We start from the raw sequence: 16897 nt of genomic DNA on the forward strand, positions 1-16897 counted from the left end.
TGGGTTACTCCCCCGCCTGCGGGTCGCCGGCGGTGTCGGTGGGGCCGGCGTCGGACTCGGCCTCGGTGCCCTCCACGAGGACCTCGTGGAACTTCTCGACGGCCTCCGCATCGGACTCGAGGTGGCCGCTGGCGGCACCCGTCATCGCGGTACCGAGGTCCTCGGCGGTGACGGTGGCCGGGTCGGCGTCCGCGACCAGGCGGCCGCGGTAGATGACCCGGATGGTGTCGGAGAGGCCGATCAGCTCGTCCAGATCGGCGGAGATCAGCAGGACGGCCAGGCCGGCCCGCTGGGCGACCCGGATGTGCTCCCAGATCTGCGCCTGCGCGCCGACGTCCACCCCGCGGGTGGGGTGCGCGGCGATCAGCAGCTTGGGCTGGTGGCTCATCTCGCGGCCGATGATCAGCTTCTGCTGGTTGCCGCCGGAGAGGGAGGCCGCGGTGACCTCGATGCCGGGGGTGCGGACGTCGTACTGCTCGACGATCCGCCAGGTGTCCTTGCGGGCCGCGGCCGGGTCGAGCAGGACGCCCTTGGAGTTGGGCGCCTCGGTGACGTGGCCGAGGATCCGGTTCTCCCAGAGCGGGGCCTCCAGCAGCAGGCCGTGCTTGTGGCGGTCCTCGGGGATGTAGCCGATGCCGGCCTCGCGGCGGGCCCGGGTGAGCTCTCCGGAGAGGTCCTTGCCGTCGAGGGTGACGGTGCCGGCGTCCAGCGGCAGCATGCCCATGATGGCCTCGACCAGTTCGGCCTGACCGTTGCCCTCGACACCGGCGATGCCGAGGATCTCGCCCTTGTGGATGCGCAGCGAGATGTCGTCGAGGACGACGCGCTCGATGCCCTCGGCATCGGCCTTGGCGATCCGCAGGCCCTTGACGTCGAGCATCTCGGTGGTGGTGACGGTCGACTCGCGGCTCTCCGGGGAGGGCAGCTCGGCGCCGACCATCATCTCGGCCAGCTGGCGGGCGGTGACGGCCTTCGGGTCGGCGTCGCCGACCGTGGTGCCGCGCCGGATCACGCTGATCGCGTCGGCCACCGCCAGCACCTCGTGCAGCTTGTGCGAGATGAAGATGACGGTGACGCCCTCGGCCTTGAGCTCACGCAGGTTGTCGAACAGCGCGTCGACCTCCTGCGGGACGAGCACGGCCGTCGGCTCGTCGAGGATCAGGATCTTGGCGCCGCGGTAGAGCACCTTGAGGATCTCGACCCGCTGGCGGTCGGCGACGCCGAGGTCCTCGACCAGGGCGTCCGGGCGCACGCCCAGGCCGTACTGGTCGGAGATCTCCTTGATCTTCGCCTTCGCCTTGGCGCCGATGCCGTGGATCTTCTCGCCGCCGAGGACGACGTTCTCCCAGACGGTGAGGTTGTCGGCGAGCATGAAGTGCTGGTGCACCATGCCGATGCCGCGGGAGATGGCGTCACCCGGGGTGTTGAACTCGCACAGCTCGCCGTTGATCGCGATGGTGCCCTCGTCCGGCTTCTGCATGCCGTAGAGGATCTTCATCAGCGTCGACTTGCCGGCGCCGTTCTCACCCATCAGGGCGTGCACGGTGCCCCTGCGGACGGTGAGGTTGATGTCGTGGTTGGCCACGACGCCGGGAAAGCGCTTGGTGATTCCGCGCAGTTCGACGGCCGATGTCGCCGTCCCCGCGCTGGGGGTGCCGTCCGTGCGCGGGGGGACGGGGTCGGATGCGGTGATGGCGATCTCCTGGTGGTCTGGAGGCGCGTCGTTGCGCTGGGAGGGCCAAGGGAAGACGGGGGGACGGGACGGGGCCCGGGGGTACGCGTTGAGCGCACCCTGCCGGGCCCCTCCCGTGCTGCTGTGTCGATCGTCGCGCTGCCGGGCAGGCGGCAGTCGCTGTGGCGTCCGGGACGCGTGGGCCTTACTGGGCCGGCGCGGTCGGGACGGTGGTGGCGCCGGAGGTGATCGCCGTGGCGGCGGCCTTCAGCTTGTCCTGGATGTCATCGATCTTGCCGCCGGTGGTGGCGAGCGAGACACCCTCGGCCTTCAGGTCGAAGTTCTTGATGCCGGTGAACGGCTGACCCTTCTTGACCGACTCGATGTAGGAGAAGACGGCGTTGTCGACGTTCTTCACCATCGAGGTCAGGATGCTGTTCTTGTACTTCGCCAGGGCCGGCTGGGCGGCCTGGTCGGAGTCGACGCCGATGGCCAGGGCGCCCGGCTTGTTGGCGACGGCCTCGATGGCGCCGTTGCCGGAGGAGCCGGCGGCGGTGTAGATGACGTCCGCGCCCTTGTCGAGCTGGCCCTGCGCGGCCTCCTTGCCCTTGTCGGGCGAGCCGAAGCCGGTGAAGTCCGGCGGCGTGGTCAGGTAGGTGGTCTCGACCACGATGTTCGGGTCGACGGACTTCACACCCGCCTTGTAACCGGCCTCGAACTTCTTGATCAGCTCGGTCTGCACACCACCGATGAAGCCGACGTGCTTGGCCTTCGACTTGTTCGCGGCGGCGACACCGGCGAGGTACGAGCCCTCCTGCTCGGCGAAGAGCAGCGAGGTGACGTTGGACGGCTGGTCCGTCTTGTTCGAGTCGATGATCGCGAACTTGACGTTCGGGTTGTCCTTGGCGACCTTGTCGACCGCGTCCTGGTAGACGAAGCCGACCGCGACGATCGTCTTGTAACCGCCGTCGACCAGGTTCTTGAGGCGGGTCTCCTTGTCGGCCTCGGCCTCGCCGGCCTTGGCGTCGGCCTCGGTGACCGAGACGCCGAGCTCGGCCTTGGCCTTGTCGAGACCGCGGGCGGCGGAGTCGTTGAACGACTGGTCGCCACGGCCGCCGATGTCGTAGGCCATACCGACCTTGAGCGCGCCGTCGGACGCCCCGGAGGAGGTGTTGTCAGTGCTCTTTGCGCCGCAAGCGGCGAGCGAGGCCATGCCCAGGGAACCCGAGAGCACAACCGCAGCGAGCTTCATTGAACGGCGCAAGGGAGTATCTCCTTCTCACACGCACCTGATTAGCGTGGTCGGACGCCACCGTAACGCGCGTAGAACACGGTTGGGTCACGGGGTGCCGGACCATTCGGGTTGTTATCAAACCGTGGTCTCACGGTCTTCCCGAGGCCCTATTCCCGTGCGCGGACGGTGATCCGAGGCTGAATGCGGACCAGTCTACGGAACCGCTCGAAGAGCCCGGATGACGGTAAACCGGACGGCCACCGAGGCGGGGTGCCGACCGGTCTCCCGGGGCCGTTCGAGCCGGGCGCCTGCCGCTCAGGCCTGCGGCTCGTCCAGGGCGAGCGCCGCGAACAGCTCCACACCGATCCCGATCGCCCGCTCGTCGACGTCGAAACGCCCCTGGTGCAGGTCGCGGACGGTGCTGTCACCCGGGGCGCGGACGCCCAGCCGGGCCAGTGCGCCCGGGGCGTGCTCCAGGTACCAGGAGAAGTCCTCGCCGCCCAGGCTCTGTTCGGTGCTCTCCACCACCTGCGCGCCGGCCTGACCGAACCGGCCGGTCATCGCCGCCTCCAGCATGGCGACCGAGACCGCCTCGTTGACCACCGGCGGCACCCCGCGGTGGTAGTCCAGCGTCCACTTCGCCCGGTAGGTCTCGGCGAGCTTGGCGATCAGCTCGTGCAGCAGGTCGGGCGCCTCGCGCCAGCCGTCCAGCTCCAGGCAGCGGACGGTGCCCTCCAGTTCGGCGTGCTGCGGGATGACGTTGGCCGCGGAGCCGGAGGCGATCCGGCCCCAGACCAGGCTGACGCCCCAACGCGGGTCCATCCGGCGGGCCAGCGCACCCGGCAGGTCGGCGGCCATCCGGGCGATCGCGGTCACCAGATCGGTGGTCAGGTGCGGGCGGGCGGTGTGGCCACCCGGGCCGTCCAGGTGCAGCACCAGGCGGTCGCAGGCCGAGGTGATCGCCCCGGTGCGCAGGGCGATCCGGCCCACCTCCACCTTGGGGTCGCAGTGCACCGCGAAGATCCGGCCGACGCCGTCCATCCCCCCGGCCTTGACGACGTCCAGCGCACCGCCCGGCATGACCTCCTCGGCCGGCTGGAACACCAGCCGGACCGGGCGGCGCAGTTCGCCGCCGCAGGCGGCCTCGGCCAGCACCAGGGCGGTGCCGAGCACCACCGCGGTGTGCACGTCGTGACCACAGGCGTGGGCCCGGCCGGGGACGGTCGAGCGGTACGGCACCTCGGTCTTGGCGTCGTCGATCGGCAGCGCGTCGATGTCGGCGCGGAAGGCCAGGAACTCGGCGCCGGGGGCGGTACCGGCCGGGACGACGTCGACGATCAGGCCGGTGCCGCCGGGCAGCACCCGGGGGTTCAGGCCCGCCGCCACCAGCCGGTCGCGGAGCAGGCCGGTGGTGCGGAACTCCTGGCGGCCGAGCTCCGGGTGCCGGTGCAGGTCACGGCGGAAGGCGATCAGCTCGGACTCCAGCCCCCGGACCCGGGCGCGCAGTTCGGCGACGGGGCGTGCGGTGGCGAGAGTGGCGCCCGGCTGAGCGGGCTCAGGACGGTTCATCTCAACAAGGGTAGGCCTGTTGGGGGGATTTGGCCCGACTTCCGGAAAACTAGTCCCCGGATGGGCGCATACCGGCCGAACAGGTGGGTATGACATCTCGTTTCAGCCGCCTTCCCCGGTTTGCTTGCCCTGTGCAACGATCACCCGGGACGGTGGTCACGGCCGCACCCTTCTTGACGGCTCCTCAGAAGCGCTCCACCGGGCTGTACACCCCCCACACCCCCCGCAGCGCGTCGCAGACCTCGCCGACGGTGGCCCGGGCGGCCAGCGCCTCCTTCATCGGGTACAGCACGTTCCCCTCCCCCTCCGCGGTGCGGCGCAGCCCGTCCAGCGCCCGGATGACGGCCGCGCGGTCGCGCCCGGCGCGCAGCCCGGCCAGCCGCTCGGCCTGCCGCCGCTCGATCGCCGGATCCACCCGCAGCGGCTGGTACGGCTCCTCGGCGTCCAGCCGGAAGCGGTTGACGCCGACCACCGTCCGCTCGCCGGAGTCGGTCTCCTGCTGGAGCCGGTAGGCGGTGCGCTCGATCTCCGCCTTCTGGAAGCCCTGCTCGATCGCGGCCACCGCGCCGCCCATCTCCTCGACCCCGGCCATCAGCGCCAGCGCGGCCGCCTCCACCTCGTCGGTCAGCGACTCGACCGCGTACGAGCCGGCGAACGGGTCGACGGTGGCGGTCACGTCGGTCTCGTGGGCGAGCACCTGCTGGGTGCGCAGGGCCAGCCGGGCGGCCTTCTCGGTGGGCAGCGCGATCGCCTCGTCGAAGCCGTTGGTGTGCAGCGACTGGGTGCCGCCGAGCACCGCCGCGAGCGCCTGCACCGAGACCCGGACCAGGTTCACCTCGGGCTGCTGGGCGGTGAGCTGCACCCCGGCGGTCTGGGTGTGGAAGCGCAGCATCTGCGACCGCGGGTCCTTCGCGCCGAACTCCTCGCGCATCACCCTGGCCCAGATCCGCCGCGCGGCACGGAACTTGGCCACCTCCTCCAGCAGCGTGACCCGGGCCACGAAGAAGAACGAGAGCCGGGGGGCGAAGTCGTCCACCGGCATCCCGGCGGCGATCGCGGTGCGGACGTAGGCGATGCCGTTGGCCAGCGTGAAGGCGATCTCCTGCGCCGGATCCGCCCCGGCCTCGGCCATGTGGTAGCCGGAGATGGAGATGGTGTTCCAGCGCGGGATCTCGGCCCGGCAGTACCGGAAGACGTCCGCGACCAGCCGCAGCGAGGGCTGCGGCGGGAAGATGTACGTGCCGCGGGCGATGTACTCCTTCAGCACGTCGTTCTGGACCGTGCCGGTGAGCCGGGCCGGCGCCACCCCCTGGGCCTCGCCGACCAGTTGGTAGAGCAGCAGGAGCAGGGCGGCGGGCGCGTTGATGGTCATCGAGGTGGACACCCCGCCCAGCGGGATGCCGTCGAACAGCACGGCCATGTCCTCGACGCTGTCGACGGCCACGCCCACCTTGCCGACCTCCCCGGCGGCGACCGGAGCGTCCGAGTCGTAGCCCATCTGGGTGGGCAGGTCGAAGGCCACCGACAGGCCGGTGCCGCCGCCCGCGATCAGCTGCCGGTAGCGGGCGTTGGACTCGGCGGCGGTGCCGAAGCCCGCGTACTGGCGCATCGTCCACGGCCGGCCGGTGTACATCGTCGGGTAGACGCCCCGGGTGTACGGGTACTCCCCCGGCCGGCCCAGTCTGCTCGCCGGATCCCAGCCGGCCAGCGCCTCGGGGCCGTACAGCGGCTCGATCGGGAAACCCGATTCCGCAGGGCGGGCGGATTCGGCGCGGCGCGGCTCGGCTGCCATGGGTCTCTCCACGGGATCGGCGGGCGGGGCACTGGTTGTTCGCAATGTAGGACGTGGCCGGTCCGCCGGGGTGCCGACGCGGTTGAGATGATCGGGTGAACGACCGAATGTGCGTACCCCCGCCAACGAGCCCAGGGAGTGGCAATGACCGAGCAGAAGGTGGCCGTGGTCACCGGTGCCAGCAGCGGAATCGGCGCGGCGACCGCCCGTCGGCTGGCGGCCGAGGGCTTCGACGTGGTGCTGACCGCCCGGCGGACCGAGCGGATCGAGGCGCTGGCCAAGGAGATCGGCGGTCGCGCCCACACGCTGGACGTCACCGACCGGGCCGCCGTGGACGCCTTCGCGGCCGAGGTCGGCCGGGTGGACGTGCTGGTGAACAACGCCGGCGGGGCGATCGGCGCCGAGACGGTGGAGCACGGCGACCCGGCCGACTGGCGGGCGATGTACGAGGTGAACGTGCTCGGCGTGCTGCACATGACCCAGGCGCTGCTTCCGGCGCTGCGGGCCACCGGCGACGGCACCGTGCTGGTGCTCTCCTCGACCGCCGCACTGGCCGCGTACGAGGGCGGCGGCGGGTACGTCGCGGCCAAGCACGCCGCGCACACCATCGCGGCGACGCTGCGCCTGGAGCTGTGCGGGGAGCCGATCCGGGTGATCGAGATCGCCCCCGGCATGGTGAAGTCCGAGGGCTTCGCGGTCACCCGCTTCCGCGGCGACGAGGACAAGGCCGCGGCCGTGTACGCCGGGGTGGCGGAACCGCTGACCTCGGAGGACATCGCGGACACCGTGGCGTGGGCGGTCACCCGGCCCTCGCACGTCAACATCGACCTGCTGGTGGTCCGGCCCCGCGCCCAGGCGGCCAACCACAAGGTGCATCGCGCCTGATCACAGCAGGGGCGGGCGGCCGGGCCCGGTGATCGAACGTGTCGCCCGCCAGTGGTACATACGTGCGATGAGAACCTTCCGGGCCGCCCGCCCACGGGTCCTGCTGACCGCCCTGGCGGCAGGCACCCTGCTCCTCACCTCCGCGTGCGACGACACCGCCAAGCCGTCCCAGGACCAGGCCGCCGGCGCGGCCCCGGCCACCGCCGCGAGCCCCACGGCCACCCAGACGCCGACCCCGACGCCCAAGCCCACCGGCGAGGCCGACCCTGCGCTCAAGCCCTTCTACGGTCAGCAGATCGCCTGGGCCGCCTGCCCGGCCGACCCCAAGGCCGAGCAGGCCAAGATCGACATATCCGGCATGCAGTGCGGCCGGCTGCACGTCCCGCTGGACTACGCCAACCCCGCCACCGACGCCCTCGACCTCGCGCTGGTCAAGCTGCCGGCCGCCAAGCCGGACCAGCGGATCGGCTCGCTGATGGTCAACCCGGGCGGTCCGGGCGAGTCCGGCGTCGAGATGGTCGAGTACGGCGCCAAGGACTTCTCCGGCGCCCTCCACAACCGCTTCGACGTGATCGGCTTCGACCCCCGCGGCACCGGCGGCAGTTCGCCGATCACCTGCCTCGACGACAAGCAGCGGGACGAGCAGAGCCAGGTGGACGAGCCGCTGGACCCGGCCGCCCGCAAGACCGCCTCCGATCGGAAGGAGGCCCAGTACATCGCCGCCTGCCAGGCCAAGTCGGGCAAGCTGCTGCCCTTCGTCGGCACCCGCAACTCCGCCAGGGACATGGACGTGCTGCGCGCCGCCGTCGGCGACCGGAAGCTCAACTACCTGGGCGTCTCCTACGGCACCTACCTCGGTGCGCTCTACGCCGAGGAGTTCCCGAAGAACTCCGGCCGGCTCATCCTGGACGGCGCCGTCGACCCGGCCGCCGACAGCCTCGACGAGGGCGTCGACCAGCAGATCGGCTTCGAGAAGTCCTTCGAGCGCTTCGCCGCCGACTGCGTCGACAACCACGCCGAGGAGTGCTCGCTCGGCAGCAACCCGGACAAGGCCGCTCAGAAGGCCGCCGACTTCCTGGACGGCCTGCGCGACCACCCGCTGACCGCCAAGGACGGCCGCAAGCTCAGCAGCGGCCTCGCCTGGACCGGCGTCGTCCGGATGCTGTACGGCGACGAGAAGACCGACTGGCAGTACCTGCGCAACGGGCTCGGCTGGGCGATGAAGCGTGACAAGGGCGACCTCCTGCTGGCCTTCGCCGACGACTACGACGGCCGCGACCAGAACGGTCACTACAACGCCACGCAGGAGGCGCTGGGCGCGATCCGCTGCGCCGACATGTCCCGCCCCGCCCCGACGCCGGAGAAGGCCCAGGAGGTGGTGGCCAAGCTCAAGGCCGAGGCGCCGCTGATGTCCAAGGGCGTGTCGGTGGACGACTACACCGAGGCCGGCTGCGCCCACTGGCCGTTCCAGTCCCCCGAGAAGCCGCACACCGTCCGCGCCGAGGGCGCCGACCCGATCCTGGTGGTCGGCAGCACCGGCGACCCGGCCACCCCGTACGCCGCCGCCGAGGCGCTGGCCAAGGGCTTCGCCAAGGCCGCCCTGCTGACCCGGGTGGGCGAGGGGCACGGCGCGTTCGGCAAGGGCAACGCCTGCATCGACCAGGCCATGGAGGCCTACCTGACCGAGGGCACGATGCCGCCCGAGGGAACCCGCTGTTCCTGAGGCTGGCGTGCCGGATTAACAGATGAATGCGGGGAGGGCGCTGACACGCAGGTGTCAACGTCACAACTTGATAGCTCGTCCGGATGAATTCCGCGTGCGCCCTCCCCAACTGATGACGGCTCAACTACCGTTGAGGCGCTGCCCGACCGGCGCCGTGCGCCGCCCCGCAGCCTCCATACTTCAGCTGCTTCACCCACCCCACTTCACCGGCACCTTCCCGCCCTCACGAGGAGGACCCGCTGGCCAGCGACATCCCGCCACAGCGGCTCGATCCCAGTTCCGAGCCGACCCTCCTCGGGTTGCACCGCTTCAACGAGGCCGACGCCGGCGCCGCCGAGGAGGCCCTCCTGGCCTGCTGCGGCAGCCACCGGTGGGCCCTTCGGCTCACCGCGCACCGGCCCTACCCCGACATAGAGTCCCTGCTGGCCGCCGCCAGCGAGGCCTCCTACGACCTCCGCCCGGCCGACCTGGCCGAGGCGCTCGCCGACGAGAGCTGGATGCCGCAACCGCTGCTCGGCATGCGGGCGCCGGGCAGCCAGGCCGCGCACACCGCGCTGCGGGCCGCCCACGCCGCGTACGAGGCCAGGTTCGGCCACGTCTTCGTGGTGTGCCTGGAGAGCGTGGCCCCGGAGGAGATGCTCGACACCGTGCTCTCCTCGATCCGCACCCGGCTGGCCAACGATCCGGACGAGGAGCGGCTGATCGCGGCGGACGAGCTCCGCCGGATCGCCCTCACCCGCCTGGAGCACCTGGTCGCCACCCACTCGGAGGCCGGGGCCCGCTGAGCCGGCTCCGCCCTCCCTACTTCCTCGCCTGCGCGGCCCGCAGCTTGGCCACCTGCTGCCGGACGATCAGCTCGTCCGGCGCAGCGGCCGGCTCGGTGGCCACGCCGAAGGTGGTGAACACCATCAGCGCCGGTCCGACCCGGGCCAGCACCGCACGCTGTGAGAGCACCGCATTCCCCGATTCATTCGTCAGGGTGAATCCGAGCGCCCCGTCCGCTCCCCCGGGGGTGGGCGTGTCCTCCCGGTTCAGCCGGTGCCTGGTCCGGATCGGCGCCTTCTTCCCCGGCTTCTCGGCCGGCGGCGCCGACGCCGCCGAGGTGAACGCGGCGCAGGGGCCGAACAGCTTCTCCAGCTCCGTCTGCAGCGCGGCCGCCCGCCCCGCCCGGTAGCCGAGCAGTCCTCCGTACACGCCGCCCTTGGGGGCAGCGGCCCGGGCCACGCTCAGATCCGTCTCCGCGTACGGGTAGCCCGGGGCCGGCGAGGCCGAGGCGGCGCCGGTCGAGGCGGCCGGGGTCACCGTGTCCAGCAGCGGCTGGCAGGCCGGGACGTCCGCGACCTCCCGCCCGGCGCCCGCCCCGGTGTCGCCGTGACCGGGCGTCATCACCGTCACGGTGTAGCCCGCCCCGAGGTCGGCGTCGGCCACCGCGGCCGCCCGCAGTTCCGCCGCGGACAGCTCGCGGCCGGGTCCGGCCCGGTCCACGGAGGAGCCGCCCACCGTGGTGCAGCCCGCGGCGAACAGCAGCAGGCCGGTGAGGACGGCGGCGGACGGTCGGGCGGGGCGAAGCGGCACGGGGGCCTCCGCAGGGTGTCGGCGGCGGAGCGGGCCGCCACCGTAGCGCAGTCGAGCCGTCACCCAGAGCGACCAAAGCGGCCTTGGTTCCCGCCCGGCTAGGCCAGACGTGCCTGATTGATCACACCTGAGGCCCCCGGAGGCGGTTCCCGAGAAGGCGTCGATAGGATGCTGGCGGCCGGTGGACCGTACCCGGCCGGGCTGACCGACACCGAAGCCGGCCGAGCCCCCAATCGCTTCCGGAGGGTTTTTCCGTGCCGGCTGGAACGCTGTACCGCGGCCGGGAAGGTATGTGGAGCTGGGTGGCTCATCGAGTCACCGGCGTCCTCATTTTCTTCTTCCTGTTCGCCCATGTCCTGGACACCGCTCTGGTGCGAGTGTCTCCCGAGGCGTACGACACCGTCATTCAGACGTACAAGACTCCTCTCGTGAACCTGATGGAGTACGGCCTGGTGGCCGCCATCCTGTTCCACGCCCTGAACGGCCTGCGGGTCGTCGCCGTGGACTTCTGGTCCAAGGGCCCGAAGTACCAGAAGCAGATGCTCTGGACCGTGGTCGGGGTCTGGGTCGTGCTGATGGCCGGCTCCTTCTACGGGATCCTGCAGCACACGCTGATCTCCTGGTTCGGGAAGTGAGCTGACACATGTCCACGGAAATCTCCGACGCCCTGGTGGTTCCCTCCGCGCAGGCGCACACCGGCAAGGGCCTCGGCACCGGCAACCCGGCCGACGCGTTCGTCATCGAGCCGCCGCGCAAGCGGACCGAGAAGACCCCGCGCCGCACCCGCACCAACTTCGAGATGCTGGCCTGGCTCTTCATGCGCCTGTCCGGCATCGTCCTGGTGGTGCTGATCCTCGGCCACCTGCTCATCATGCTGGTGCTCGACGGCGGCGTCTCCAAGATCGGCTTCGCCTTCGTGGCCGGCCGTTGGGCCTCGCCGTTCTGGCAGGTCTGGGACCTCGCGATGCTCTGGCTCGCCATGCTCCACGGCGCCAACGGCATGCGGCAGGTCATCAACGACTACGCCGAGAAGGACTCGACCCGGCTCTGGCTGAAGGGGCTCATGGGTACCGCCACGGTCTTCACCGTGCTGCTGGGCACCCTGGTGATCTTCACCTTCGACCCCAACATCTGACGACGCAGCATCTAATCGGCAATCGGCAGAGGCCAGAGGCGAGTTAGAACCCCCATGCAGATTCACCAGTACGACACCGTCATCGTCGGCGCCGGCGGCGCCGGCATGCGCGCGGCCATCGAGTCGACGCAGCGCACCCGCACCGCCGTCCTGACCAAGCTCTACCCCACCCGGTCCCACACCGGCGCGGCCCAGGGCGGCATGTGCGCCGCCCTCGCCAACGTCGAGGAGGACAACTGGGAGTGGCACACCTTCGACACGGTCAAGGGTGGTGACTACCTGGTCGACCAGGACGCCGCCGAGATCATGTGCAAGGAGGCCATCGACGCCGTCCTCGACCTGGAGAAGATGGGCCTGCCCTTCTCCCGCACCGAGCAGGGCCGGATCGACCAGCGCCGCTTCGGCGGTCACTCCCGCAACCACGGCGAGGCCCCGGTCCGCCGCTCGTGCTACGCGGCCGACCGCACCGGCCACATGATCCTCCAGACGCTGTTCCAGAACTGCGTCAAGCACGGCGTCGAGTTCTTCAACGAGTTCTACGTCCTCGACCTGCTGATCAACGACGGCAAGACGTCCGGCGTCGTCGCCTACGAGCTGGCCACCGGCGAGATCCACGTCTTCCAGGCCAAGTCGGTCGTGTTCGCCTCCGGCGGCACCGGCAAGTTCTTCAAGGTCTCCTCCAACGCCCACACCCTCACCGGTGACGGCCAGGCCCTGGTGTACCGCCGCGGCCTGCCGCTGGAGGACATGGAGTTCTTCCAGTTCCACCCGACGGGCATCTGGCGCATGGGCATCCTGCTCACCGAGGGCGCCCGCGGCGAGGGCGGCATCCTGCGCAACAAGGACGGCGAGCGCTTCATGGAGCGCTACGCCCCCGTCATGAAGGACCTCGCGTCCCGTGACGTCTGCTCCCGCGCGATCTACACCGAGATCCGCGAGGGCCGCGGCTGCGGTCCCGAGGGCGACCACGTCTACCTGGACCTGACCCACCTGCCGCCGGAGCAGCTGGACGCCAAGCTCCCGGACATCACCGAGTTCGCCCGCACCTACCTCGGCATCGAGCCCTACACGGACCCGATCCCGATCCAGCCCACCGCGCACTACGCCATGGGCGGCATCCCGACCAACGTCGAGGGTGAGGTGCTGCGCAACAACACCGACATCGTCCCGGGCCTGTACGCGGCCGGCGAGGTCGCCTGCGTGTCCGTGCACGGTGCCAACCGCCTGGGCACCAACTCGCTGCTGGACATCAACGTGTTCGGCCGTCGCGCGGGCATCGCCGCCGCCGACTACGCCAACGAGCACGAGTTCGTCGAGCTGCCCGAGAACCCGGCCGAGAAGGTCCAGGCGCTGGTCGACGGCCTGCGCGAGTCCACCGGCACCGAGTCCGTGGCGCAGATCCGCAAGGAGCTGCAGGAGACCATGGACGCCAACGCGATGGTGTACCGCACCGGCGCCACCCTGAAGCAGGCGGTCGAGGACATCGCCGCGCTGAAGGAGCGCTACAAGCACGTCTCCATCCAGGACAAGGGCTTCCGGTACAACACGGACCTGCTGGAGGCCGTCGAGCTGGGCAACCTGCTCGACCTGGCCGAGGTGCTGGCCGTCTCCGCGCTGGCCCGCGAGGAGTCGCGCGGCGGCCACTACCGCGAGGACTTCCCGACCCGTGACGACGTGAAGTTCATGCAGCACACCATGGCGTACCAGGAGGTGGCCGCCGACGGCAGCACCTCCATCCGCCTCGACTACAAGCCGGTCGTCACGACCCGCTACCAGCCGATGGAGCGTAAGTACTGATGAGCACTCCTACCGTGGAGAAGCACTCGGCCGCTCTGGACGCGGTCGAGGCGGGCGGCGTCGAGCTGATCACCGTCACCTTCCGGATCCGCCGGTTCAACCCGGAGGAGCACCCGGACCCGGTGTGGGTGGACTACCAGCTGACGATGGACCCGAAGGAGCGCGTCCTGGACGCGCTCAACAAGATCAAGTGGGAGCAGGACGGCACCCTCACCTACCGCCGTTCCTGCGCGCACGGCATCTGCGGCTCCGACGCCATGCGGATCAACGGCCGCAACCGGCTGGCGTGCAAGACCCTGGTCAAGGACGTCAACCCGGAGAAGCCGATCACGATCGAGGCCATCAAGGGCCTCACGGTCCTCAAGGACCTGATCGTGGACATGGACCCGTTCTTCCAGGCGTACAAGGACGTCATGCCGTTCCTCATCACCCAGGGGAACGACCCGACCCGCGAGCGCCTGCAGTCCGCCGAGGACCGCGAGCGCTTCGACGACACCACCAAGTGCATCCTGTGCGCCGCGTGCACGTCGTCCTGCCCGGTGTTCTGGAACGACGGCCAGTACTTCGGCCCGGCCGCGATCGTGAACGCGCACCGCTTCATCTTCGACTCCCGCGACGAGGGCGCCGAGCAGCGGCTGGAGATCCTCAACGACCGTGAGGGCGTGTGGCGCTGCCGCACCACCTTCAACTGCTCCGAGGCCTGCCCGCGCGGCATCGAGGTCACCAAGGCGATCCAGGAAGTGAAGCGGGCCCTGGTCACCCGCCGCTTCTGACCCCCGCCCGACAGCCGGCCGAGGCCCCGTCCGATCCTCCCGATCGGACGGGGCCTCGGCCGTTTCCGCGGACCGGTCAGTCGGTGGCCGGGGTGCGGCGGGTGGCGCGGAGGCCGCGCAGGCCGATGGCGCCGACGGCGATGCCGAGGAGGAAGGAGGTGACGGCGAGGAGGAGGTGGATCCAGAAGAAGGCGGTGGGCTGGGAGTGGTCGCCGTTGGTGAAGGCCTGGCCGCCGGAGTCCTTCCAGAGGTTCTTGACGAAGGTCGTCCAGATGACGATCGACCAGACGCCGAAGGCGGTCAGGAACCAGGAGGTGCGGCGGCTGAGCTTCATGGGGGTCCTCGGCGGGGTGTGAGGGCGGTGTGCGTCCCCCAGTATGCGCGGGCCGCCGATCGGCCTACTGCGGGCCCCTCATGCGGAGGACGGGACCGGTGTGGCGGACGACGAGGACCCGGAGTGGGTACGGTCTGCTGGTGCCCACACGCCGTCAGAAGTTCGCGCACCTGTTCGCCGCGGTCGCCGCGGTCCTCCCGGTCGTGCTCGCCGCCCCGGGGGCGGTCGCGGCCCCGGGGCAGCCGCCCCCGCAGACGACCGCCGCGATCGGCGGCGAGCGGCTCGGGCTCTCCGGGGTCCAGGTCTCCCCGCTGGCCGGCGCCCCGGCGCTGCCGGGGGATCTCACCGGCCAGTCCTGGATAGTCTCCGACGCCACGACCGGTGACGTGCTGGCCGCCAGCAACCCGCATCTGCGGCTGGCCCCGGCCAGCACCCTGAAGATCCTCTTCGCCGACACCGTGCTGCCCAAGTTCGACCGCAACGCGGTGCACAAGGTCACCGACGAGGAGATCACCGGGATCGGTGCCGGCAGCAGCCTGGTCGGCATCAAGGAGAACCTGGAGTACCGGGTCGAGGACCTGTGGCGCGGGGTGTTCCTGAGCTCGGGCAACGACGCCGTGCACGTCCTGGCGCACATGAACGGCGGCGTGCCGCAGACCGTCACCGAGATGCAGGCCCGCGCCGACGCCCTGCAGGCCCGGGACACCCGGGTGGTCTCCCCGGACGGCTACGACATGGACGGGCAGGTCTCCTCGGCCTACGACCTGTCGCTGTTCGCCCGGGCCGGCCTGCGCAATCCCGACTTCCGGATGTACTGCGCCACCAGGGACGCGATGTTCCCGGGTGCGGTGGACCGCAACACCGGCCAGCGCGGTAGCTTCGGGATCGCCAACACGGACCGCCTGCTGGGCAAGTACCCCGGCCTGATCGGCGTGAAGAACGGCTTCACCACCAACGCCGGCTCGACCTTCGTCGGCGCCGCCGAACGCAACGGCCGCACCCTGCTGGTGACCGTGATGCACCCGTCCACCTACCAGAAGGTCTACGACGAGACGGCCGCCCTGCTGGACTGGGGCTTCGCGGCGGCCGGCAAGGTCCGGCCGGTCGGCAAGCTGGTCGACGAGCTCCCGCCCTCGGGTACGCCGACCGGCCAGGCCGGCGGCACCGCCGGCGCCCCCGAGCCGCCGCCGCACCCGTCCGCCACCACCGGGCCCGCCGCCGCACCCACCACCACCGCCGAGGACGACGGGCTCGGCCTCGGCGGCTGGCTGGCCGTCGCGCTGGTGCTGGCCGCGGCCGGCTACGGCGCGCTGGTCCTGCGCCGCCACCGCAGGACGGGCGGCTGACATCCGTCGGACGAACGGCCCGGCCTCAGTCCCGAGGCCGGGCCTTCGTCGTGTTCCCGGCCGCGTCCGCCTCGGCCTCGTCGGCCGCCGCCAGCAGTGCCCGGCCGTGCTCCCGGGTGCGCTCCCGGGCGGCCACCGGATCGGCCAGCGCCGTCCAGGCCACGCAGAACATCAGCAGCCGGGAGACGAAGTTGATCCACAGCAGCAGCGCCACCGGCACGCCGAAGGCGCCGTACAGGCTCTTGCCGGCGACCGAGCCGAGGTAGGAGGCGAGCAGGACCTTCAGCAGCTCGAAGCCGACCGCGCCGATCAGCGCGCCCTGCAGCACGTCCCGGCGGCGCTGGCCGCCGATCCCGGGGAACGGCGCCAGCAGGTAGGCGAAGAGCAGCGTGTCGCACGCTATGGCGATGAGCACGCCGACCCCGGTCAGCAGGTAGCCGCTGCGCAGCCCGATCCAGTCGGCGATCCGCCCGGCCAGCGTCGTGCCGGCGGTGGAGGCGGCCAGCGAGACCAGCGACACCACGCCGAGGCCGGCCAGCACCACGCAGTCCCAGGCCTTGCGCAGCACCAGGTTGGCGTCGTCGTCGGGCAGCTGCCAGACGTCCCGGATCGAGGTGCGCATGGTGTTCACCCAGCCGAGGCCGGAGACCAGCAGCAGCGCCCCGCTGACCAGCCCGACGGCGCCCGCGTTGGCCACCAGGGACGGCAGGTTGAGCGCCTCCGAGATGCCCGGCAGCTGGTCGGAGATGTGCTTCTGCAGGTTCGCCACCTGTCCGCTGTCGAGCGTCGAGACGGCGATCGCCAGGCCGACCGTGAGCAGCGGGAACAGGGCGAGGAAGCCGAAGAAGGTGACCGCGCCGGCCAGGCGGTTGCCCCGGGCCGCGGAGAAGTACTCGTACACCCGGTACGGGCGGCTGCGCAGCACCCACGCCACGAGCGGGCCGACGACCGGCAGACGGGTCAGGAAGTCCACCCGATTGGTTATACCGGTCCGTCCCCCGAATGGCCGTCAGGCTCGACGCGGACCGGGGCCGGTACGGCGGCGGGGACGGCGGCCCCGGC

At 71.2% G+C, this 16897-nt stretch carries 15 protein-coding genes; 8 read left to right on the forward strand and 7 right to left on the reverse strand.

Annotated features, from left to right (window positions below):
* Positions 1 to 4: 4 nt before the first annotated feature.
* The 4 genes from P3T27_RS05850 to P3T27_RS05865 all read right to left on the reverse strand — a co-directional run bounded on the left by P3T27_RS05850 (position 5) and on the right by P3T27_RS05865 (position 6267).
* Positions 5 to 1618, reverse strand: a complete 1614-nt coding sequence (locus P3T27_RS05850) for an ABC transporter ATP-binding protein (RefSeq protein ID WP_280675754.1) — start codon at positions 1616 to 1618, stop codon at positions 5 to 7.
* Positions 1619 to 1877: 259 nt separating this feature from the next.
* Positions 1878 to 2936 (reverse strand): BMP family ABC transporter substrate-binding protein, encoded by a 1059-nt coding sequence (locus P3T27_RS05855; RefSeq protein ID WP_280674965.1) that lies wholly within the window; start codon positions 2934 to 2936, stop codon positions 1878 to 1880.
* Positions 2937 to 3221: 285 nt separating this feature from the next.
* The gene (locus tag P3T27_RS05860) at positions 3222 to 4475 is read right to left on the reverse strand and encodes an amidohydrolase (RefSeq protein ID WP_280674967.1); all 1254 of its coding nucleotides are present in this window, start codon (positions 4473 to 4475) and stop codon (positions 3222 to 3224) included.
* Between the two features lie 184 nt (positions 4476 to 4659).
* Positions 4660 to 6267: a methylmalonyl-CoA mutase family protein gene (locus P3T27_RS05865; protein ID WP_280674970.1), complete on the reverse strand. Its 1608-nt coding sequence runs from the start codon at positions 6265 to 6267 to the stop codon at positions 4660 to 4662.
* A gap of 144 nt (positions 6268 to 6411) precedes the next feature.
* On the opposite strand from P3T27_RS05865, the gene P3T27_RS05870 reads away from it, so the two are divergent.
* The 3 genes from P3T27_RS05870 (at position 6412) to P3T27_RS05880 (ending at position 9660) form a co-directional block, all read left to right on the forward strand.
* Positions 6412 to 7152: an SDR family oxidoreductase gene (locus tag P3T27_RS05870; protein WP_280674972.1), complete on the forward strand. Its 741-nt coding sequence runs from the start codon at positions 6412 to 6414 to the stop codon at positions 7150 to 7152.
* Between the two features lie 67 nt (positions 7153 to 7219).
* Entirely contained in the window at positions 7220 to 8875 is a 1656-nt protein-coding gene (locus P3T27_RS05875; protein WP_280674974.1) for an alpha/beta hydrolase, read from the forward strand.
* 299 nt (positions 8876 to 9174) lie between these two features.
* Entirely contained in the window at positions 9175 to 9660 is a 486-nt protein-coding gene (locus P3T27_RS05880) for a 2-oxo-4-hydroxy-4-carboxy-5-ureidoimidazoline decarboxylase (RefSeq protein WP_280674976.1), read from the forward strand.
* Between the two features lie 16 nt (positions 9661 to 9676).
* Here P3T27_RS05880 and P3T27_RS05885 read toward each other — a convergent pair whose 3' ends face one another.
* The gene (locus P3T27_RS05885) at positions 9677 to 10450 is read right to left on the reverse strand and encodes a hypothetical protein (protein ID WP_280674977.1); all 774 of its coding nucleotides are present in this window, start codon (positions 10448 to 10450) and stop codon (positions 9677 to 9679) included.
* Positions 10451 to 10704: 254 nt separating this feature from the next.
* On the opposite strand from P3T27_RS05885, the gene sdhC reads away from it, so the two are divergent.
* Genes sdhC through P3T27_RS05905 form a run of 4 tightly spaced genes read left to right on the forward strand, consistent with a single transcriptional unit; the run spans position 10705 to position 14155 of the window.
* Positions 10705 to 11085, forward strand: a complete 381-nt coding sequence (gene sdhC, locus P3T27_RS05890; RefSeq protein WP_280674979.1) for a succinate dehydrogenase, cytochrome b556 subunit — start codon at positions 10705 to 10707, stop codon at positions 11083 to 11085.
* Between the two features lie 8 nt (positions 11086 to 11093).
* Positions 11094 to 11585 (forward strand): succinate dehydrogenase, hydrophobic membrane anchor protein, encoded by a 492-nt coding sequence (gene sdhD / locus P3T27_RS05895; protein WP_280674980.1) that lies wholly within the window; start codon positions 11094 to 11096, stop codon positions 11583 to 11585.
* A 54-nt stretch (positions 11586 to 11639) separates the two neighbouring features.
* The gene (sdhA, locus tag P3T27_RS05900; protein ID WP_280674981.1) at positions 11640 to 13382 is read left to right on the forward strand and encodes a succinate dehydrogenase flavoprotein subunit; all 1743 of its coding nucleotides are present in this window, start codon (positions 11640 to 11642) and stop codon (positions 13380 to 13382) included.
* Positions 13382 to 14155 carry a succinate dehydrogenase iron-sulfur subunit gene (locus P3T27_RS05905; protein ID WP_280674983.1) on the forward strand — a complete coding sequence of 258 codons (774 nt, stop codon included), beginning with the start codon at positions 13382 to 13384 and terminating at the stop codon, positions 14153 to 14155. The genes sdhA and P3T27_RS05905 overlap by 1 nt, the downstream gene beginning before the upstream one ends.
* 76 nt (positions 14156 to 14231) lie before the next feature.
* On the opposite strand, the gene P3T27_RS05910 is transcribed toward P3T27_RS05905, so the two are convergent.
* The gene (locus P3T27_RS05910) at positions 14232 to 14489 is read right to left on the reverse strand and encodes a hypothetical protein (RefSeq protein ID WP_280674985.1); all 258 of its coding nucleotides are present in this window, start codon (positions 14487 to 14489) and stop codon (positions 14232 to 14234) included.
* 266 nt (positions 14490 to 14755) lie between these two features.
* Between P3T27_RS05910 and P3T27_RS05915 the strand changes: the two genes are divergently transcribed.
* Complete coding sequence (locus tag P3T27_RS05915) at positions 14756 to 15835, forward strand: D-alanyl-D-alanine carboxypeptidase (protein WP_348534071.1); 1080 nt, start codon at positions 14756 to 14758, stop codon at positions 15833 to 15835.
* Between the two features lie 25 nt (positions 15836 to 15860).
* Here P3T27_RS05915 and P3T27_RS05920 read toward each other — a convergent pair whose 3' ends face one another.
* Positions 15861 to 16808 carry a YihY/virulence factor BrkB family protein gene (locus tag P3T27_RS05920; RefSeq protein WP_280674989.1) on the reverse strand — a complete coding sequence of 316 codons (948 nt, stop codon included), beginning with the start codon at positions 16806 to 16808 and terminating at the stop codon, positions 15861 to 15863.
* Positions 16809 to 16897: the final 89 nt, after the last annotated feature.

The organism is Kitasatospora sp. MAA19 (genome assembly GCF_029894125.1).
Taxonomy (GTDB): Bacteria; Actinomycetota; Actinomycetes; order Streptomycetales; family Streptomycetaceae; genus Kitasatospora.

Excerpts from the sequence above, each read along its gene's own strand:
- P3T27_RS05860 (WP_280674967.1), bottom strand. The coding sequence starts at position 4,475 with ATGAACCGTCCTGAGCCCGCTCAGCCGGGCGCCACTCTCGCCACCGCA.
- P3T27_RS05865 (WP_280674970.1), bottom strand. The coding sequence starts at position 6,267 with ATGGCAGCCGAGCCGCGCCGCGCCGAATCCGCCCGCCCTGCGGAATCG.
- P3T27_RS05870 (WP_280674972.1), top strand. The coding sequence starts at position 6,412 with ATGACCGAGCAGAAGGTGGCCGTGGTCACCGGTGCCAGCAGCGGAATC.
- P3T27_RS05875 (WP_280674974.1), top strand. The coding sequence starts at position 7,220 with ATGAGAACCTTCCGGGCCGCCCGCCCACGGGTCCTGCTGACCGCCCTG.
- sdhD (WP_280674980.1), top strand. The coding sequence starts at position 11,094 with ATGTCCACGGAAATCTCCGACGCCCTGGTGGTTCCCTCCGCGCAGGCG.
- sdhA (WP_280674981.1), top strand. The coding sequence starts at position 11,640 with ATGCAGATTCACCAGTACGACACCGTCATCGTCGGCGCCGGCGGCGCC.
- P3T27_RS05905 (WP_280674983.1), top strand. The coding sequence starts at position 13,382 with ATGAGCACTCCTACCGTGGAGAAGCACTCGGCCGCTCTGGACGCGGTC.
- P3T27_RS05910 (WP_280674985.1), bottom strand. The coding sequence starts at position 14,489 with ATGAAGCTCAGCCGCCGCACCTCCTGGTTCCTGACCGCCTTCGGCGTC.